The 15429-nt window shown below is 70.6% G+C and carries 13 protein-coding genes; 3 read left to right on the top strand and 10 right to left on the bottom strand.

The window, feature by feature from the left end:
- Positions 1-34: 34 nt before the first annotated feature.
- Both ACFYNL_RS37080 and ACFYNL_RS37075 read right to left on the bottom strand, forming a co-directional pair.
- Positions 35-1714 (bottom strand): glycoside hydrolase family 13 protein, encoded by a 1680-nt coding sequence (locus tag ACFYNL_RS37080; protein ID WP_388811902.1) that lies wholly within the window; start codon positions 1712-1714, stop codon positions 35-37.
- A 142-nt stretch (positions 1715-1856) separates the two neighbouring features.
- A complete protein-coding gene (locus ACFYNL_RS37075; protein WP_388811900.1) occupies positions 1857-3125 on the bottom strand; it encodes an ABC transporter substrate-binding protein in 1269 nt (422 codons plus the stop codon).
- A gap of 124 nt (positions 3126-3249) precedes the next feature.
- Here ACFYNL_RS37075 and ACFYNL_RS37070 point away from each other — a divergent pair, with 124 nt between their 5' ends.
- From ACFYNL_RS37070 to ACFYNL_RS37060, 3 genes are read left to right on the top strand one after another with little or no spacing between them, the layout of a single operon-like run.
- Positions 3250-3765, top strand: coding sequence for a PadR family transcriptional regulator (locus tag ACFYNL_RS37070; RefSeq protein WP_388811896.1), 516 nt, complete (start codon positions 3250-3252; stop codon positions 3763-3765).
- Between the two features lie 59 nt (positions 3766-3824).
- On the top strand, positions 3825-4616 hold the full coding sequence (locus ACFYNL_RS37065; RefSeq protein WP_388811893.1) for an ABC transporter ATP-binding protein: 792 nt from the start codon (positions 3825-3827) through the stop codon (positions 4614-4616).
- Positions 4617-4667: 51 nt separating this feature from the next.
- Positions 4668-6950 carry an FtsX-like permease family protein gene (locus tag ACFYNL_RS37060; protein ID WP_388811891.1) on the top strand — a complete coding sequence of 761 codons (2283 nt, stop codon included), beginning with the start codon at positions 4668-4670 and terminating at the stop codon, positions 6948-6950.
- Positions 6951-6965: 15 nt separating this feature from the next.
- On the opposite strand, the gene ACFYNL_RS37055 is transcribed toward ACFYNL_RS37060, so the two are convergent.
- The 8 genes from ACFYNL_RS37055 to gap all read right to left on the bottom strand — a co-directional run bounded on the left by ACFYNL_RS37055 (position 6966) and on the right by gap (position 15277).
- Entirely contained in the window at positions 6966-8036 is a 1071-nt protein-coding gene (locus ACFYNL_RS37055; RefSeq protein ID WP_388811888.1) for a DUF3824 domain-containing protein, read from the bottom strand.
- Positions 8037-8117: 81 nt separating this feature from the next.
- Positions 8118-9773, bottom strand: coding sequence for a glucose-6-phosphate isomerase (gene pgi / locus ACFYNL_RS37050; RefSeq protein ID WP_388811885.1), 1656 nt, complete (start codon positions 9771-9773; stop codon positions 8118-8120).
- Between the two features lie 52 nt (positions 9774-9825).
- Positions 9826-11109, bottom strand: coding sequence for an MFS transporter (locus tag ACFYNL_RS37045; protein WP_388811882.1), 1284 nt, complete (start codon positions 11107-11109; stop codon positions 9826-9828).
- A gap of 149 nt (positions 11110-11258) precedes the next feature.
- Positions 11259-11594, bottom strand: coding sequence for an RNA polymerase-binding protein RbpA (locus ACFYNL_RS37040; RefSeq protein WP_003957010.1), 336 nt, complete (start codon positions 11592-11594; stop codon positions 11259-11261).
- Positions 11595-11795: 201 nt separating this feature from the next.
- Positions 11796-12026, bottom strand: a complete 231-nt coding sequence (secG, locus tag ACFYNL_RS37035) for a preprotein translocase subunit SecG (RefSeq protein WP_009300451.1) — start codon at positions 12024-12026, stop codon at positions 11796-11798.
- Positions 12027-12130: 104 nt separating this feature from the next.
- The gene (gene tpiA, locus ACFYNL_RS37030; protein WP_388811880.1) at positions 12131-12907 is read right to left on the bottom strand and encodes a triose-phosphate isomerase; all 777 of its coding nucleotides are present in this window, start codon (positions 12905-12907) and stop codon (positions 12131-12133) included.
- Positions 12908-12913: 6 nt separating this feature from the next.
- Complete coding sequence (locus ACFYNL_RS37025) at positions 12914-14125, bottom strand: phosphoglycerate kinase (RefSeq protein ID WP_388811877.1); 1212 nt, start codon at positions 14123-14125, stop codon at positions 12914-12916.
- A 144-nt stretch (positions 14126-14269) separates the two neighbouring features.
- On the bottom strand, positions 14270-15277 hold the full coding sequence (gene gap / locus ACFYNL_RS37020; protein ID WP_388811874.1) for a type I glyceraldehyde-3-phosphate dehydrogenase: 1008 nt from the start codon (positions 15275-15277) through the stop codon (positions 14270-14272).
- Positions 15278-15429: the final 152 nt, after the last annotated feature.

Below are 15429 nucleotides of genomic sequence, written 5' to 3'. Positions count from 1 at the left end.
GACAGATGGGTCGGACGGGATCGGGCGGGCGAGGTCAGACGGCTTCGGGGACGGTCCCGTCGCTCATCCACCAGGCCGCGGTGGAGCCGGGCAGCACACCGGCCGGGCAGGGGCCGCTCGACAGCAGGGGGCTGCCGGAGGCGGGCGCGGGGACGGGCGCCGTACCGAAGTTGACGGCGCAGACGAGGCCGTCGCCGCGGACGAAGGCGAGGACACCGGGCGGGCTGTCCAGCCAGCGCAGCGTGCCCTCGCCCAACTGGGGCAGCGCGTGACGCAGTTGCAGTCCGTCGCGGTACAGGTGCCAGAAGGAGCGGGTGTCGGCGAGGGCGCGGTCGGTGGCGTACTCGGCGAAGTACTCCGGCTGCGGCAGCCACGGCTTGGCGCTCTCCACCCCGGAGGTGAAGCCGAAGGGGGACGCCTGTCCCGACCAGGGCAGCGGCACGCGGCAGCCGTCGCGGATGCGGGCGCGGCTTCCGGTGCGGCGGAAGATGGGGTCGGTGAGCACGTCGTCGGGCAGGTCGACGACCTCGGGCAGGCCCAGTTCCTCGCCCTGGTAGATGTACGCGGCTCCGGGCAGCGCCAGCATCAGCAGCGCGGCGGCACGGGCGCGCGCGGCACCGAGGCCGCTGCCCTCGGTCGCGGGTTCGCCGTAGCGGGTGACGGTGCGGACCTGGTCGTGGTTGTTCAGGACCCAGGTGACCGTGGAGCCGGTGCCGGCGATGTCCTGCATGGCCTCGGTGATGACCTTGCGGAAGGCGTCGGCCTCCCAGGGGGCGCTGAGCAGGTCGAAGAAGAACGCCTGGTGCAGTTCGTCGGCGCGGACGTACCGGGCGTGTTCGCGTGCGGTGGGCACGGACACCTCGCCGACCAGGAGCCGCTCCCGGCCGTCACGGCCGGTGTACTCCTCGCATATGGAGCGCCACCGGCGCCACACCTCGTGCACCTCGGGCTGGTTCCAGGCGAGCGGGTTGACCGAGTCGCGGGTGCGGGCGTCGGCCTCCGGGTCGTCGGAGTCGGGCAGCTCGGGGTGCTTGAAGAGGCCGGCGGCGACGTCGATGCGGAAGCCGTCCACACCCCGGTCCAGCCAGAAATGCAGGACCCGGTCGAACTCGGCACCGACCTGCGGGTTGCGCCAGTTCCAGTCGGGCTGCTCGGGAGTGAACATGTGCAGGTACCACTGACCGGCCTGGCCGTCGGCCTCGGTCACCCGGCTCCACGCCGGGCCACCGAACATCGCGTGCCAGTTGTTGGGGGGCTCGCAGCCGTCGGCGCCGCGGCCGTCGGCGAAGTGGAAGCGGGCGCGGGCCTCGCTGCCGGGTCCGGCGGCCAGCGCCTCCTGGAACCACGGGTGCTCGCTGGAGCAGTGGTTGGGGACGATGTCGAGCAGCACCTTGATGCCGAGCCGCCGGGCCGTCGCGACCAGCAGGTCGAACTCGGCGAGGTCGCCGAAGACCGGGTCGACGTCGCAGTAGTCGGCGACGTCGTAGCCGTGGTCGTGCTGGGGCGAGGGGTAGAAGGGGCTCAGCCAGATCCCGTCGACGCCGAGCTTCTTCAGGTACGGCAGTCCGGCCCGGACGCCGGCGAGGTCGCCGACGCCGTCACCGGTGCTGTCGAGGAAGCTGCGGACGTAGACCTGGTAGATCACCGCGTCACGCCACCAAGGGTGCCTGTTCAACCCATTGACCTGTCTCTGAGGAGGGCAGCTGTTATGCATGCATGTTAAGTAGCCGTGTCGCACAGGTGTCAATGAACTGGACGGAAGCTACTGACCGGTCGGGGCCTTATTTAGGCATTTACCTGCCCAAAACGACCTCAGAAGAGACCGTGGCGTTACTTAACAAGTAACTACGGAAGGATCAGCGCGCGATGCGGTCGAGCTCACGCGCCAGTCGACGCACGGCCACCGCGGGCGTCTGGCGCCCGCTCATCGCGTCGTGCACGACCGCCTGCACGACCAGGCTCACCTGGTCGTAGCGTGGGCTCTTGGGGCGCGGGGCGGCTGCCCGCACGCTCTCGCGCAGGGTCGGCAGGTACGGGAACTCCCGCACGAGTTCGGGATCTTCGTAGATGTCGGCCCGCACGGGTGGCAGCGCACCCCGCGTGAGGACCTGGCGCTGGACGCGCTCACTGGTCAGATAGGCGATCAGCCGGGCGGCCGAGTCGGGGTGCCGGGCGTGGCTGCTGACGGCGAGGTTGGAACCGCCCAGTACGCTCGCCCCCGGCCCGTCCGGACCCGGCAGCGGTACGGCACCGATCTTCCCGGCGACCGGTGAGCCCTTGGCCGACGCGCCTACGTAGGCGTACGGCCAGTTGCGCAGGAAGAGCAGGCGTCCGTCCTGGAAGGCACGCTTGGACTCCTCCTCCTTGTAGGTCAGCGCCTGTCTCGGGATCCAGCCCTCGCGCACCCCGCGGGCGAGGAAACCGATGCCCTCACGGGCGGCCGTCGAGTTCACGGTGACGCGCTCGCCCTCGTCGCCGAGGATCGTGCCGCCCGCCGAGTAGACGGCCTCGGCGGCGTTGACGGTGAGGCCCTCGTACGGCAGGAACTGGCCCGCGTAACCGTCGAGGCCGTGCTTGGGCGCGATCGTGCGCGCCGCCCGCTCCAGTTCCGACCAGGTGCGCGGTGGGTCGACGCCCTCCTCGGCGAGGATGTCCTTGCGGTAGAGGAGCAGGCCGGCGTTGGTGACGTACGGGACCGCGTACAGCTGCCCGTCGTAGGTCGCCGTGTCCACGACCCGGGGCAGGAAGGTGTCCAGGGGGAAGCGGTCACGGGCCAGCGGGCGGATCCAGCCGTGCGCCGCGAACTGCGAGGTCCAGCTGACGTCGATGTTGAGGACGTCGAAGCGGCTGCGGTCACCGTCACGCAGGTCGGTGGCCATCTGCGCCTGGGTCTCGTCCGCGGAGTCGGGCAGCTCGACGAGGGTGACCCTCTCGCCGGGGTGGGTGCGGTTCCAGCCCTCCAGGACGGAACCGAGATAGCCGGTGAGATCGCCGGCGGTGGCAAGGGTCAACGGGCCCCTGCCGTCCGCGGGACCCTCGTCGGAGCCGACGCCGGAGGCGACGTAGCCGGTCACGATCACGACAAGGACGAGAAGGCCCCTACCAGCGGCGTGGATCCACCGCATAGGTTCCTCCTTGCACACCGGCCCCAGGCACCTTCGCCCGGAGTCAGAGGCCATGTATACCTGTTAGGTATGCGCGATACTAGGCCTCGCAGCACATTACCCACGGGCGAGGAGGAGAGCACGAGTGCGGCTGCCCCTCCTGGCACTCCTGGCACGCGGACCGGCCCACGGGTACGAGCTCAAGCAGGACCTTGAGCAGACCCTGGGCTCCGCGTACCCTCAGCCGAACGTCGGCCAGATCTATGTGACCCTCGGCCGCCTCGAGAAATCGGGGTTGATCGAGGGCGAGGACGTGGAGCAGTCGAGCCGGCCCAACAAGAAGGTCTACCACCTGACCGACGCCGGGCGCGAGGCGCTGCGCGCCTGGTTCGAGGAGCCCGAGGACGAGCCACGGGTACGGGACGACTTCTTCATGAAACTGGCCCTCGCCCCGCAGACCGGTCTCGCCGACCAGGTCGCCCTCATCAACAAGCAGCGCCGTCAGTACCTGAACACCATGCGCCAACTGTCGAAACTCGCCGCCGCCGAGGACCGGGACAACCGCATCGCCCATCTGCTGATAGAGGGCGCGATGCTGCATCTGCAGGCCGACCTCGACTGGCTGGAGCGGTGCCAGGAAGAGCTGGAGGAGCTGGAGTGAACGACGATTCCACTCCCAGGCGGCGATCGGACGCCCCTGCGCCACCCGCGGAGGGCCCGGTGCGCGCCGAGAGCCCGGTGCCGCCCGCCGAAGGCCCCGTGCCGCCCGCCGAGGGCCCGGTGCTGCGTGCCCAGGGCCTGGTCAAGACGCATCACGGCGAGGGCGCCCCGGCACATGCCGTGCGGGGAGTCGATCTTTCCGTCCGGCAGGGCGAGTTCGTGGCCGTCACGGGTCCGTCCGGGGCCGGCAAGTCGACCCTGCTGCATCTGCTGGGCGGGCTTCAGCGGCCCGACAGCGGCAGCATCTGGCTGGACGGCGAGTGCGCCGACGGATGGAGCGAGGCCCGCTGGGCGGTGGAGCGCCGGAAGCGCATCGGGATCGTCTTCCAGTTCTTCAACCTGGTCTCCGACCTCTCCGTCGCCGACAACGTCGAGCTGCCCGCCCTGCTGGCCGGAGTATCGCCGAAGCGGGCGCGCGCCGAGCGGGCGGAGCTGCTGGGCGAGCTGGGCCTCACCGGCAAGGAGCGCAGCATGCCGGGCGAGCTGTCCGGTGGCGAGCAGCAGCGGGTCGCACTGGCCCGGGCACTGGTCAACCGGCCACCGCTGCTGCTGGCCGACGAACCCGCCGGCAGCCTGGACAGCAAGGGCACCCGCGAGGTGATGCGGCTGCTGTCCCGCTTCCACCAGCGCGGCCAGACCATCGTGCTGGTCACCCATGACGCACGGCTGGCCAGCGCCGCCGACCGGGTGATCAGCTTCTTCGACGGCCGGATAGCCGACGACGCCGTACTGGACGCGGGCACTGCGCCCCGCCGGCCCGGCATCTCCGGCGTGCTCGAACTCAAGGACTGACATGCGGGTGTACGACCACTGCCCGGCGCCCGGGCCGAGGGGCTGAGGCCCGTGCGAGCCACCCTGCGCTGGGCGCACTCCGATCTGCGCACGCACCGCGGCGAGGCGCTGTTCCTCGTGCTCGCCACGGCCGGGATCGTCGTCTCCCTGCTGCTGGCCACGGCCCTCTTCGGCTACGCCACCAACCCCTGGCAGCGGGTCTTCACCCAGGCTCACGGCGCGCACGTGTGGCTGCACACCGGTTCCGCGGCCGACACCGGGAAGCTGGGCGAACTGGACGGCGTCGAGTCCGTCGCGGGTCCTTACCCCACCGTGTCCACCACCCTGGCCTCCCAGGGCGCCCGCGCCTCCGTCGAGCTGCGCGGCACGCCCGACCAACCGGCCGTCGGCCGCCCGCTCCTCACCTCCGGCCACTGGCTGGACCCCGCCGCCCCGGACGGTGTCGTCCTGGAGACCCGCCTGGCCCGTGCCCTCCTGGCCATGCCCGGGGACACCCTCGCCCTGCCCGGCTCCGGCCGGACCGTGACCGTTCTCGGCACCGCCGACAGCGCGGAGCCGCGCTACCGGCCCGGCGAGCGGCCGGGGCTCGTCTGGACCCAGCCGTCGGCCGTGCCGGACCCGGGCGGCCAGGTGATCGGGCTGCGCCTGTCGGACCCGGAGGACACGGACTACGCCGTCCAGCGCGCCGTGACCGTGCTGGGCGCCGGCGCGGTCGGCGAGGTCTCCACGTGGCAGCAGGCGCGCGCCGAGGCGCAGGGCGACAACCGGCTGCTCGGACAGGTGCTGGCGCTGTTCGGGCTGGGTGCCCTGGTCGCCGCCGGGCTCGCGGTGCACGGCGCGATCGGCACCCGCATCCGGGGCCACCTGCGGGACATCTCGGTTCTGAAGGCGATCGGCTTCACCCCCGGCCAGGTGGTCCGGGTCTTCCTGCTCCAGCACCTCGCCTACGCCCTGCTGGGCGCCCTGGCCGCCGCGGCCGTCATCCAGGCCCTCGGCAGCCGGATCCCGGGGCGGCTCGGGGACGCGGTCGGGGTGTGGCAGGGGCTGCCCGGCCACACCGTCGCACTGGTCGTGGTGCCGGTGGGGGCGGTGCTGTTCATCGGCGCGACCACGGGGCTGGCGGCGTGGCGGGCGGGCCGGGTCCCACCGGTGCCGGTGCCGCGTCCGGCGGCTCAGTTCGGCGGGCGGCTGTCGGAGGTGGCCCGGCGGGCGCTGGGGCTGCGGCTGCCGCCCGCGCTGGTGCTGGGCGGGCACCGGGCGTTCACGCGTCGTCCTCGGTCGCTGGCGACGGTGGCCCGGCTCACGCTGCCGCTGCTGCTGATCGTGGTCGCGATGAGCGCGTGGACCACCATCGACCGTTTCGACAGCAGGCCCGAGCAGATCGGGCTGCCGACCGCCCTGACCGTCCACGCCGACTCCGGCCTGGCCGACCGGGAGACCCGCGCGATGCTGGAGCGCGATCCGCAGGTCGCCGCCGCCTACCCGGGCGTCGAGGTCGCCGCCCTGGTCCCCGGCCAGACGGCCACGATCGCCCTGCGCGGCCTCGGCACCCGGCAGGACCCGTACCCGTACGCCCTGGCGGAGGGCCGTGCCGCCCACGGCCGCGACGAGGCGGTGGCCGGGCAGGGGCTGCTGGACCTGCTGGACGTGAAGGTCGGCGACTGGGTGCGGATGACCGTCGGTGACCAGCCGCAGATCCTGCACATCGTGGGCCGCAGCATCGAGCCGGAGAACGCCGGCCGGGTCATCTCCACGTCCCTCGACACCCTCCGCGAGAACGACCCGGGCCTCGGCCCCACCCTCTACGAGCTGCGGCTCCTCCCGGGCGCCGACCCGGACCGGGTCGCCGACCGGCTGACCGAGGCCGGACGCGGGCACCTCGACGTGAACGCCGCGCCCGATCCGGCCGAGGGTCTGTCCCCGCTGCGCGGAGTCGTCGTGGGCCTGATCGTCGTACTGGCCCTCATCGGGCTCATCGAGCTGCTGACGGCGATCGGTGGCGCCGTCCGCGAGAGCGAGCGTGACCTGCTGGCCCTCAAGGCCATCGGCCTGTCCCCACGGCAGATCACCGCGATCACGATCATCTCCACCGGCTGCACCGCCCTGGCCGCGGTCGTCGTCGCCACGGTCCTGGGCGCACCGCTGGCGAGCCGGCTGATCGACGCCCAGGGCAGGTGGAGCGGCATCGGTGCCGGGATCGCGCAGGGGCCGTCCCCGGTGTTCCTGCTCCTCTTCGGCGCCGCCGCGGTCCTCGGCGCGGCCGCGCTCGCCGCGGTCCCGGCCTCCCGCGCGGCCCGCCGCCGGCTCGCGGACACCTTGAGCGCGGTGGCCTGACCGGCGCCCGCCGGATTACTGCGGGTGGTACGGGGGCGGCGGGTTGTGGGGCGGCCGCGGCGCGTACGGGTGCTGCGCGCCCGAGGCGTACGGGTCGCCCTGCGGCGGGGTGCCGTAAGGGTTGCCCTGCGGCGGGGAGCCGTAGGGGTCGCCCTGCGCCGGGGTGGCGTACGGGTTGCCCTGCGGGGGTGCGCCGTACAGGTTGCCCTGCGGGGGTGCGCCGTAGGGCTGCGCGGGTGGGGCGTACGGATGGTTCTGCGGTGGCACGAAGCCGCCGGGTGCGTACGACGGCGGATAGGTCGGTGTGGGTGTGGGTGTGGGTGCGAACGCCGGGAGCGGCGGCAAGGTGGCCGGGTGTGCCGCCAGCCGGATGCCGTACCTGCTCTTGAGGCGACCCATCTCCAGCAGGGCGATGGCGGTGACCGTCAACGGGGCACCCAGGATGAAGACCACGCCCATGGCGAGGCCGAGGCCGTGCAGGTCGCCCGTGACGAGATCGGGGATGGCCATGAGCCATGTCGTCACCGTGGCGAGCAACGGCGGCAGACAGCGGTGCACCGCCGCCGTGCCGAAGAAGTTCCCCGAGATCCGGTAGGCGCCGGCCATCACGAAGAAGGCCATCCACAGGCCGACGACGCTGACCAGCAGCCCGCCGAGGGTCCCGAAGGCGTTCCCCATCCGGAAGGTCAGCACCGTCCCGAGCGCCGAGCCGATGAACAGCAGCAGCAACTTGAGCGACCTGACGAGCGGTGTCCTCAGCTGCCCGACCGTGCCCCCGCCGGAACGCCGCCACACATAGAGCATCGCGGCGACCGTGAGCGGTGTGACGAACAGCAGCACGAGGCAGGCGGTCGCCGCGTTGTCGAGCATCTCCTCGAAGGCGAACCCGCCCTCGACGAAGGTGTACACCCCGAACGCCGCGACCGCTCCCGCGATGACGCGCGCCTTCTTCAGCGCGTCCACGGACGGATCCAGCGGCTGCGGGATCCAGGCCGGATGGAATACCGCCTTCGCCGCCTGGTGGGGCTTGAGGAACGACCGGGCGGTCGGCGTGCCGCCGGTCCAACTGCCTTGCGGATACGTCAACTTGCACTCCCCCGAGTGATCGTCGTCTGATCGGCGAGGGAGTCTACGGGAAGCGGGCGGCGCCCGCTTCCCGTATCGGCGTCACCGCCGTCCGCGCAGCTCCCGGTACTCGGCGACGAGCGCCTTCGTGGACGCGTCGAGACCCGGCACCTCGGTGCCCTCGGTCAGCGCCGGCTCCACCCGCTTGGCGAGGACCTTGCCGAGTTCCACCCCCCACTGGTCGAAGGAGTCGATGTTCCACACCGCGCCCTGCACGAACACCTTGTGCTCGTACAGCGCGATCAGCTGACCGAGGACCGACGGGGTCAGTTCGCGCGCGAGGACGGTGGTCGTGGGGTGGTTGCCCTTGAACGTCTTGTGGGCCACCAGTTCCTCCGGCACCCCCTCCGCACGCACCTCCTGCGGCGTCTTGCCGAACGCCAGCGCCTGCGTCTGGGCGAAGAAGTTCGCCATCAACAGGTCGTGCTGTCCCTTGAGTTCCTCGCTCATCTCGGCCACCGGCTCGGCGAACCCGATGAAGTCCGCCGGGATCAGCTTGGTCCCCTGGTGGATCAGCTGGTAGTACGCGTGCTGCCCGTTGGTGCCCGGCGTGCCCCACACGATCGGCCCCGTCTGCCAGTCGACCTCCTGTCCGTCCCGGCCGACGTACTTGCCGTTGGACTCCATGTCCAACTGCTGCAGATAGGCGGTGAACTTCGACAGGTAGTGGCTGTACGGCAGCACGGCATGCGACTGGGCGTCATGGAAGTTGCCGTACCAGATGCCCAAGAGGCCGAGCAGCAGCGGCACATTGGACTCGGCGGGGGCGGTACGGAAGTGCTCGTCCACGAGCCGGAAGCCGTCGAGCATCTCGCGGAAGCGGTCAGGGCCGATGGCGATCATCAGCGCCAGTCCGATCGCCGAGTCGTACGAGTACCGCCCGCCGACCCAGTCCCAGAACTCGAACATGTTCGCCGTGTCGATGCCGAAGTCGGCGACCTTCTCACCGTTCGTCGACAGCGCGACGAAGTGCTTGGCGACGGCCTCGGGGCCCGCCTTGAGCTCGCTCAGCAGCCAGTTGCGCGCCGAGGTCGCGTTGCTGATCGTCTCGATGGTGGTGAAGGTCTTCGAGGCGATGACGAACAGCGTCTCGGCCGCGTCCAGGTCACGCGTGGCCTCGTGCAGGTCGGCGCCGTCGACGTTCGACACGAAGCGGACGGTGAGATCGCGGTCGGTGAAGCTGCGCAGCACCTCGTAGGCCATCGCCGGGCCGAGGTCGGAGCCGCCGATGCCGACGTTGACGACGTTGCGGATGCGCTTGCCGGTGTGGCCGGTCCAGACGCCGGAGCGGACCCGGTCCGCGAAGTCGGCCATCTTGTCGAGCACCGCGTGCACACCCGGCACGACGTTCTCTCCGTCGACCTCGATCACCGCGTTCCGAGGGGCCCGCAGCGCGGTGTGCAGCACGGCGCGGTTCTCGGTGGTGTTGATCTTCTCGCCGCGGAACATGGCGTCCCGCAGTCCGAAGACGTCCGTCGCGGCGGCCAGCTCGCGCAGCAGCCGCAGTGTCTCGTCGGTGACCAGGTGCTTGGAGTAGTCGATGTACAGGTCGCCGACCCGCAGCGTGTACCCCGCGCCGCGATCCGGGTCGGCGGCGAACAGCTCCCGCAGCTGGACCTCGCCCAACTCCTCGCGATGCCTGACCAGCGCGGTCCACTGGGGCGTCCGGTTCAGCCTGGTACGACCGTCTGCGTTCATGTCCGACTTCAGCCTTCTTTCGTGCCTGATGGGGCTGTTCCAACCTAGTTGATCAGCGGGTGACGTGAGCTGTCGTCCCGTCGTCGTCCGGTGAAACGGCGGGCGACGCGACAACAGGTACGTCCGGCCCGGCGCCTGGTATCAGCGCGAGGACCGACAGGACGAAGAAGGCGGCCGTGAGCAGGGCGGGGGTGTTCGGGCCCCAGGCGGTGGCGGCGGTACCGCCGAGCAGGGCTCCCAGCGGGGCCCCGGCGACGGCCAGCGTCCGGAAGGCGGAGCTCACCCGGCCCAGCATGTCGACGGGGGCGCGCTGTTGCATCAGGGTCGTGGTGTTGACGTTCCACACCATCCCCAGGAATCCGAAGACGGCCAGGGCGGCCGCCAGGGCGGTCAGGCTCCGTACCGTGCCCATGACGACGAGGGCGCCGGTCTGTACGCATCCGGCGAGGAGCACGGCCCGCGCCGGTCCGAGCCGGGCGGTGACCCACCGGTTCCCGAGTCCCCCGGCCAGGCTGCCGACGGTGTACGCGGTGGACGCGGCGGCGAATCCGGCGGTGCCCGCCTCCAGCCATCCGGTCACCAGGACGACCAGGGTGGCGATCAGGGCCCCCATCCCGATGTTGCACAGAGCCGTCGCGGCGCACAGCCCGCGCAGCGCCCGGTCACGCCACAGGGTGCGCAGCCCGTCCGCGATGTCCCGGCGCAGGGTGCGGCCGGACTGTTTCGGCGTCTGAGCGGGCGCCGCGGGCCGCAGTGAGGCGATCAGCGCGGCGGCCAGCACGAAGGTGACGGCGTCGGCCGCGAAGGGAACGGCCGCTCCCGCGGCGAGCAGCAGGGGCACCGCGGGTGCCCCCAGCAGCCCGCCGGCGATCCGCTGTCCGGTCATCAGCCGGGCGTTGGCGCTGCCCAGCGCCTCCGGGTCCACCACGTGGGGCAGCAGGGCCGTGGCGGCGTTGTCGAACAGGGTCTGCGCAGCGGTCAGGACGAAGGCCAGCGCGATGAGGAGGCCGATCGAGGCGTGGCCGAGTCCGACGGCCACCGCGAAGGCACCCATCAGCAGACCCCGTGACGCGTCCACCGCCCACATCGCGCGCCGCTGATCCACCCGATCGGCCACGGCGCCGCCGAGCAGCCCGAACAGCAGCCACGGCAGATAACCGCAGGCGGTGACCGCGGCGATCAGCAACGGCTGGTCCGTCAGCGTCACCGCAAGCAGCGGCAGGGCGGCCGTACGCAGGGCGTCACCGAAGCCGGACAGCACGGCCGCGCTCCACAGCCGCCCGAATCCCCCACGCCAGGCGGGTGCACGCGCACCCACCACCTCAGCCGCCGCCATGGCTCCCCCTCCGGACACCGATGCACAAGATCGATGGACACACCGTAGAGGGCACCACTGACAATCGGCCTGACAGCGGGAGTCCGCCCCGGTCCGAGCCGCATACAGGACCAGCCGGGCACCCGAAGGCGCCCGGCCGGTCCCAACTCCTAGATCTCGCCCCGCAGTTTGGCGAGTGCCTCGGCGAGGATCGCCTCGCCGTCAGCGTCGCTGCGCCGTTCCCGTACATACGCCAGGTGCGTCTTGTAGGGCTCGGTGCGCGGCGGGTCCGGCGGGTTGTCCCGGTCCTGTCCGGCGGGGAAGCCGCAACGCGGGCAGTCCCAGGTGTCGGGAACCTGCGCGTCGCTGGCGAAGCTGGGCTGCGTCTCGTGCCCGTTGGAGCACCAGAAGGAGATGCGGAGACGCGGCGCGGACTCGCCGCGCTCGGCCTCGCCCATCGGCCCCGCCCCGACCCGGCTTCCTCGGATCGCGTTGCCACTTGCCACGGTCGTAACTCCCTGCGTGATGGTGCCGCGAAGCGAGTCGGCGTTCCGCTTCGCCGCGAGCGCCTCAGTCTACGTAAGGCCCAACGCGCGTCCAGTGATTGGAGTTACAGAACCCTCACACCAAGACGCAAGCCCCATGATAGGCCGCGCTCAGCTGCGCGTACCGAACATGGGGCCTTGCGTAGGGATTGTGCGTGCCGGTCAGTTGTTCACCTTCATGAGGATGCCGAGCACGACAATGCAGGCGAACCAGAGCAGACCGACCACGACGGTGATCCGGTCGAGGTTGCGCTCGGCGACCGAGGAGCCGCCGACGGACGACTGCATGCCACCACCGAACATGTCGGAGAGACCGCCGCCCTTCCCCTTGTGCATCAGCACCAGCAGCATCAGCAGCAGGCTGAAGACGATCAGGGCGATCGAGAACCCCAAAACCACGGCTGGACCAACTTCCTCGGACTTGTATGGACGACGGGGGCACGGTGGTAGGCCACCATGCCCCCGCAAGGGTACGACGTATCGCCGCTACCGCATACTCACTGGTCGCGGAAGCGCACGATCTTGACGAACTCGTCGGCGTCCAGCGAGGCACCGCCGACCAGGGCACCGTCGATGTCGGCCTGCGCCATGATCTCGGCGACGTTGCCGGACTTCACGGAGCCGCCGTACTGGATGCGGACCTTGTCGGCCACGTCCTGCGAGTACAGTTCGGCGATCTTTCCGCGGATGGCGGCGCAGACCTCCTGGGCGTCCTCGGCGCCGCAGACCTTGCCGGTGCCGATGGCCCAGACGGGCTCGTAGGCGATCACGATGGTCTCGGCCTGCTCGGCGGGCAGGTCCTTCAGACCGCCCTCGACCTGGGCGAGCGTGTGCGGGACGGCGTTGCCGGCCTCGCGGACGTCCAGCTCCTCGCCGACGCACATGATCGGGGTCAGGCCGTGCTTGTAGGCGGCCTTGACCTTGCCGTTGACGATCTCGTCGGTCTCGGCGTGGTACTGGCGGCGCTCGGAGTGGCCGATGGCCACGTACGTGCACTTCAGCTTGGCCAACATGGGGCCGGAGATCTCGCCGGTGTAGGCACCGGAGTCCTGCGCCGAGATGTCCTGGGCGCCGTACTTGATCTTCAGCTTGTCGCCGTCGACCAGCGTCTGCACGGAGCGCAGGTCGGTGAAGGGCGGCAGGACGGCGACCTCGACGGCCTCGTAGTCCTTGTCCGCGAGGGCGAAGGCGAGCTTCTGGACGTGGGCGATGGCCTCAAGGTGGTTGAGGTTCATCTTCCAGTTGCCCGCCATCAGCGGCGTGCGGGTGCTCATAAAGGGTCAGTCCTCCAGTGCGGCGAGGCCGGGGAGCGTCTTGCCCTCAAGGTATTCGAGGGAGGCGCCGCCGCCGGTCGAGATGTGGCCGAATGCGTTCTCGTCGAAGCCCAGGGTGCGCACGGCCGCGGCGGAGTCGCCGCCGCCGACCACGGTGAAGCCCTTGGAGTCGACGAGGGCCTGGGCGACCGCCTTGGTGCCCTCGGCGTAGTCGGGGTGCTCGAAGACGCCCATGGGGCCGTTCCAGAAGACGGTGGCGGCGTCGGCGAGCTTCGAGGCGTACAGCTTGCGGGTCTCGGGACCGATGTCCAGGCCCTCCTGGTCGGCGGGGATGGCGTCCGCGGCGACGGTCGTGGGGTTGGCCGGGGCCTTGGTCTTCAGGTCCGGGAACTCGGTGGCGACCAGGACGTCGACCGGCAGCACGATCTCGACGCCGTTCTTCTCGGCGCGCTCCATGTACTCGGTGACGACCGGGATCTGGTCCTCCTGCAGGAGGGAGATGCCGACCTCGTAGCCCTTGGCCTTGAGGAAGGTGTAGGCCATGCCGCCGCCGATGAGCAGACGGTCGGCCTTGCCGAGCAGCTGGTCGATCACGGCGAGCTTGTCGGAGACCTTGGCACCGCCGAGCGCGACGACGTACGGCCGCTGCACGTCCTCGGTGAGCTTCTTCAGGACGCCGACCTCGGTGGCGATGAGGTAGCCCGCGTAGTGCGGCAGACGGGCCGGGAGGTCGAGGACCGAGGCGTGCCCCCGGTGCACCGCGCCGAAGCCGTCACCGACGTACACGTCGGCGAGGGCGGCGAGCTGGTCGGCGAAGGCGCCGCGCTCGGCGTCGTCCTTGCTGGTCTCGCCGGCGTTGAAGCGGAGGTTCTCGACGACCGCGACCTGCCCGTCGGCGAGGCCGGCGACCGTGGCCTGCGCGGACTCGCCCACGGTGTCCGTGGCGAACGCGACCTCGGCGCCGAGGAGTTCACCGAGGCGGGCGGCGGCCGGGGCCAGGGAGAAGGCGGGGTCCGGGGCGCCCTTGGGACGGCCCAGGTGCGAGGCGACGACCACGCGGGCGCCCGCCTCGGCCAGCGCCTTGACGGTGGGCAGCACGGCACGGATACGGCCGTCGTCGGTGATCGTGGTGCCGTCCAGCGGCACGTTCAGGTCGGCGCGGACGAAGACCCGCTTGCCTGCGACGCCTTCGGAGAGAAGTTCGTCGATCGTCTTCATGAAGGGGACTCCTGAGAAGGGCTCGTGATCGCTCGGAAACGCTCGTGATCCAACAGGTCTGACCTGCACGTGAGTCAGGGCTCGGACGGCGCGTCCCTGCGCCGCCCGAGCCCTGCACTCACAACGATGTGCCTGCTCTGGATATCAGAGCTGGTTACCGACGAAGACCGTCAGGTCGACGAGACGGTTGGAGTAGCCCCACTCGTTGTCGTACCAGCCGATGACCTTCACGTTCTTGCCCTCCTGGACCATGGTCAGGGAGGAGTCGAAGGTGCAGGACGCCGGGGCGTTGACGATGTCGGAGGAGACGATCGGGTCCTCGGTGTACTCCAGGATGCCCTTCAGCTCGCCCTCGGCGGCCTTCTGGAAGGCGGCGTTGATCTCTTCCTTGGTGACCTCGCGGCCGAGCTCCAGGACGAGGTCGGTGACCGAGCCGGTCGGGACCGGGACGCGCATCGCGATGCCGTCCAGCTTGCCCTTGAGCTGCGGCAGGACCAGCGCGGTCGCCTTGGCGGCACCCGTGGTGGTCGGGATGATGTTCTCGGCGGCGGCACGGGCGCGGCGCAGGTCCTTGTGCGGGAAGTCCAGGATGCGCTGGTCGTTCGTGTACGCGTGCACCGTCGTCATCAGACCCTTGACGATGCCGAAGTTCTCGTCGAGGACCTTCGCCATCGGCGCCACGCAGTTGGTGGTGCAGGAGGCGTTGGAGATGACGTGGTGGTTCGCCGCGTCGTACTTGTCGTTGTTGACGCCCATCACGATGGTGATGTCCTCACCGGAGGCCGGAGCCGAGATGAGGACCTTCTTGGCGCCGCCGGCGATGTGCTTCTCGGCGTCGGCCTTCTTCGTGAAGATGCCGGTCGACTCGATCACGATGTCGACACCCAGCTCGCCCCACGGGATGTCCGCGGGGTTGCGCTCGGACAGGACCTTGATGGTGTGGCCGTCGACGGTGATCGTGTCGGCGGTGTGGGTGACCTCCTGCTTGAGGCGGCCCAGGATCGTGTCGTACTTCAGCAGATGCGCGGTGGTCGCGGTGTCACCCAGGTCGTTGACAGCCACGATCTCGATGTCAGCACCCTGCTCCAGCAGCGCGCGGAAGTAGTTGCGACCGATACGACCGAAGCCGTTGATGCCTACGCGGATCGTCACGAACCGATCTCCTCGTTGGTACGCCGGCCATGCGGTGCCGGCGAGCTCTGTTTGGGATGTCCCCGACCGCCTACGACCCTACCTCCCTGAGGCCGCCGTGGTGACATCCAGATGCCTCATACACGGCAGGGCGGTCCGTACCCGCCAGTAGG

The organism is Streptomyces sp. NPDC007808 (assembly GCF_042868655.1).
GTDB lineage: Bacteria > Actinomycetota > Actinomycetes > Streptomycetales > Streptomycetaceae > Streptomyces.
This window is presented reverse-complemented; position numbering and strand designations above follow the sequence as displayed.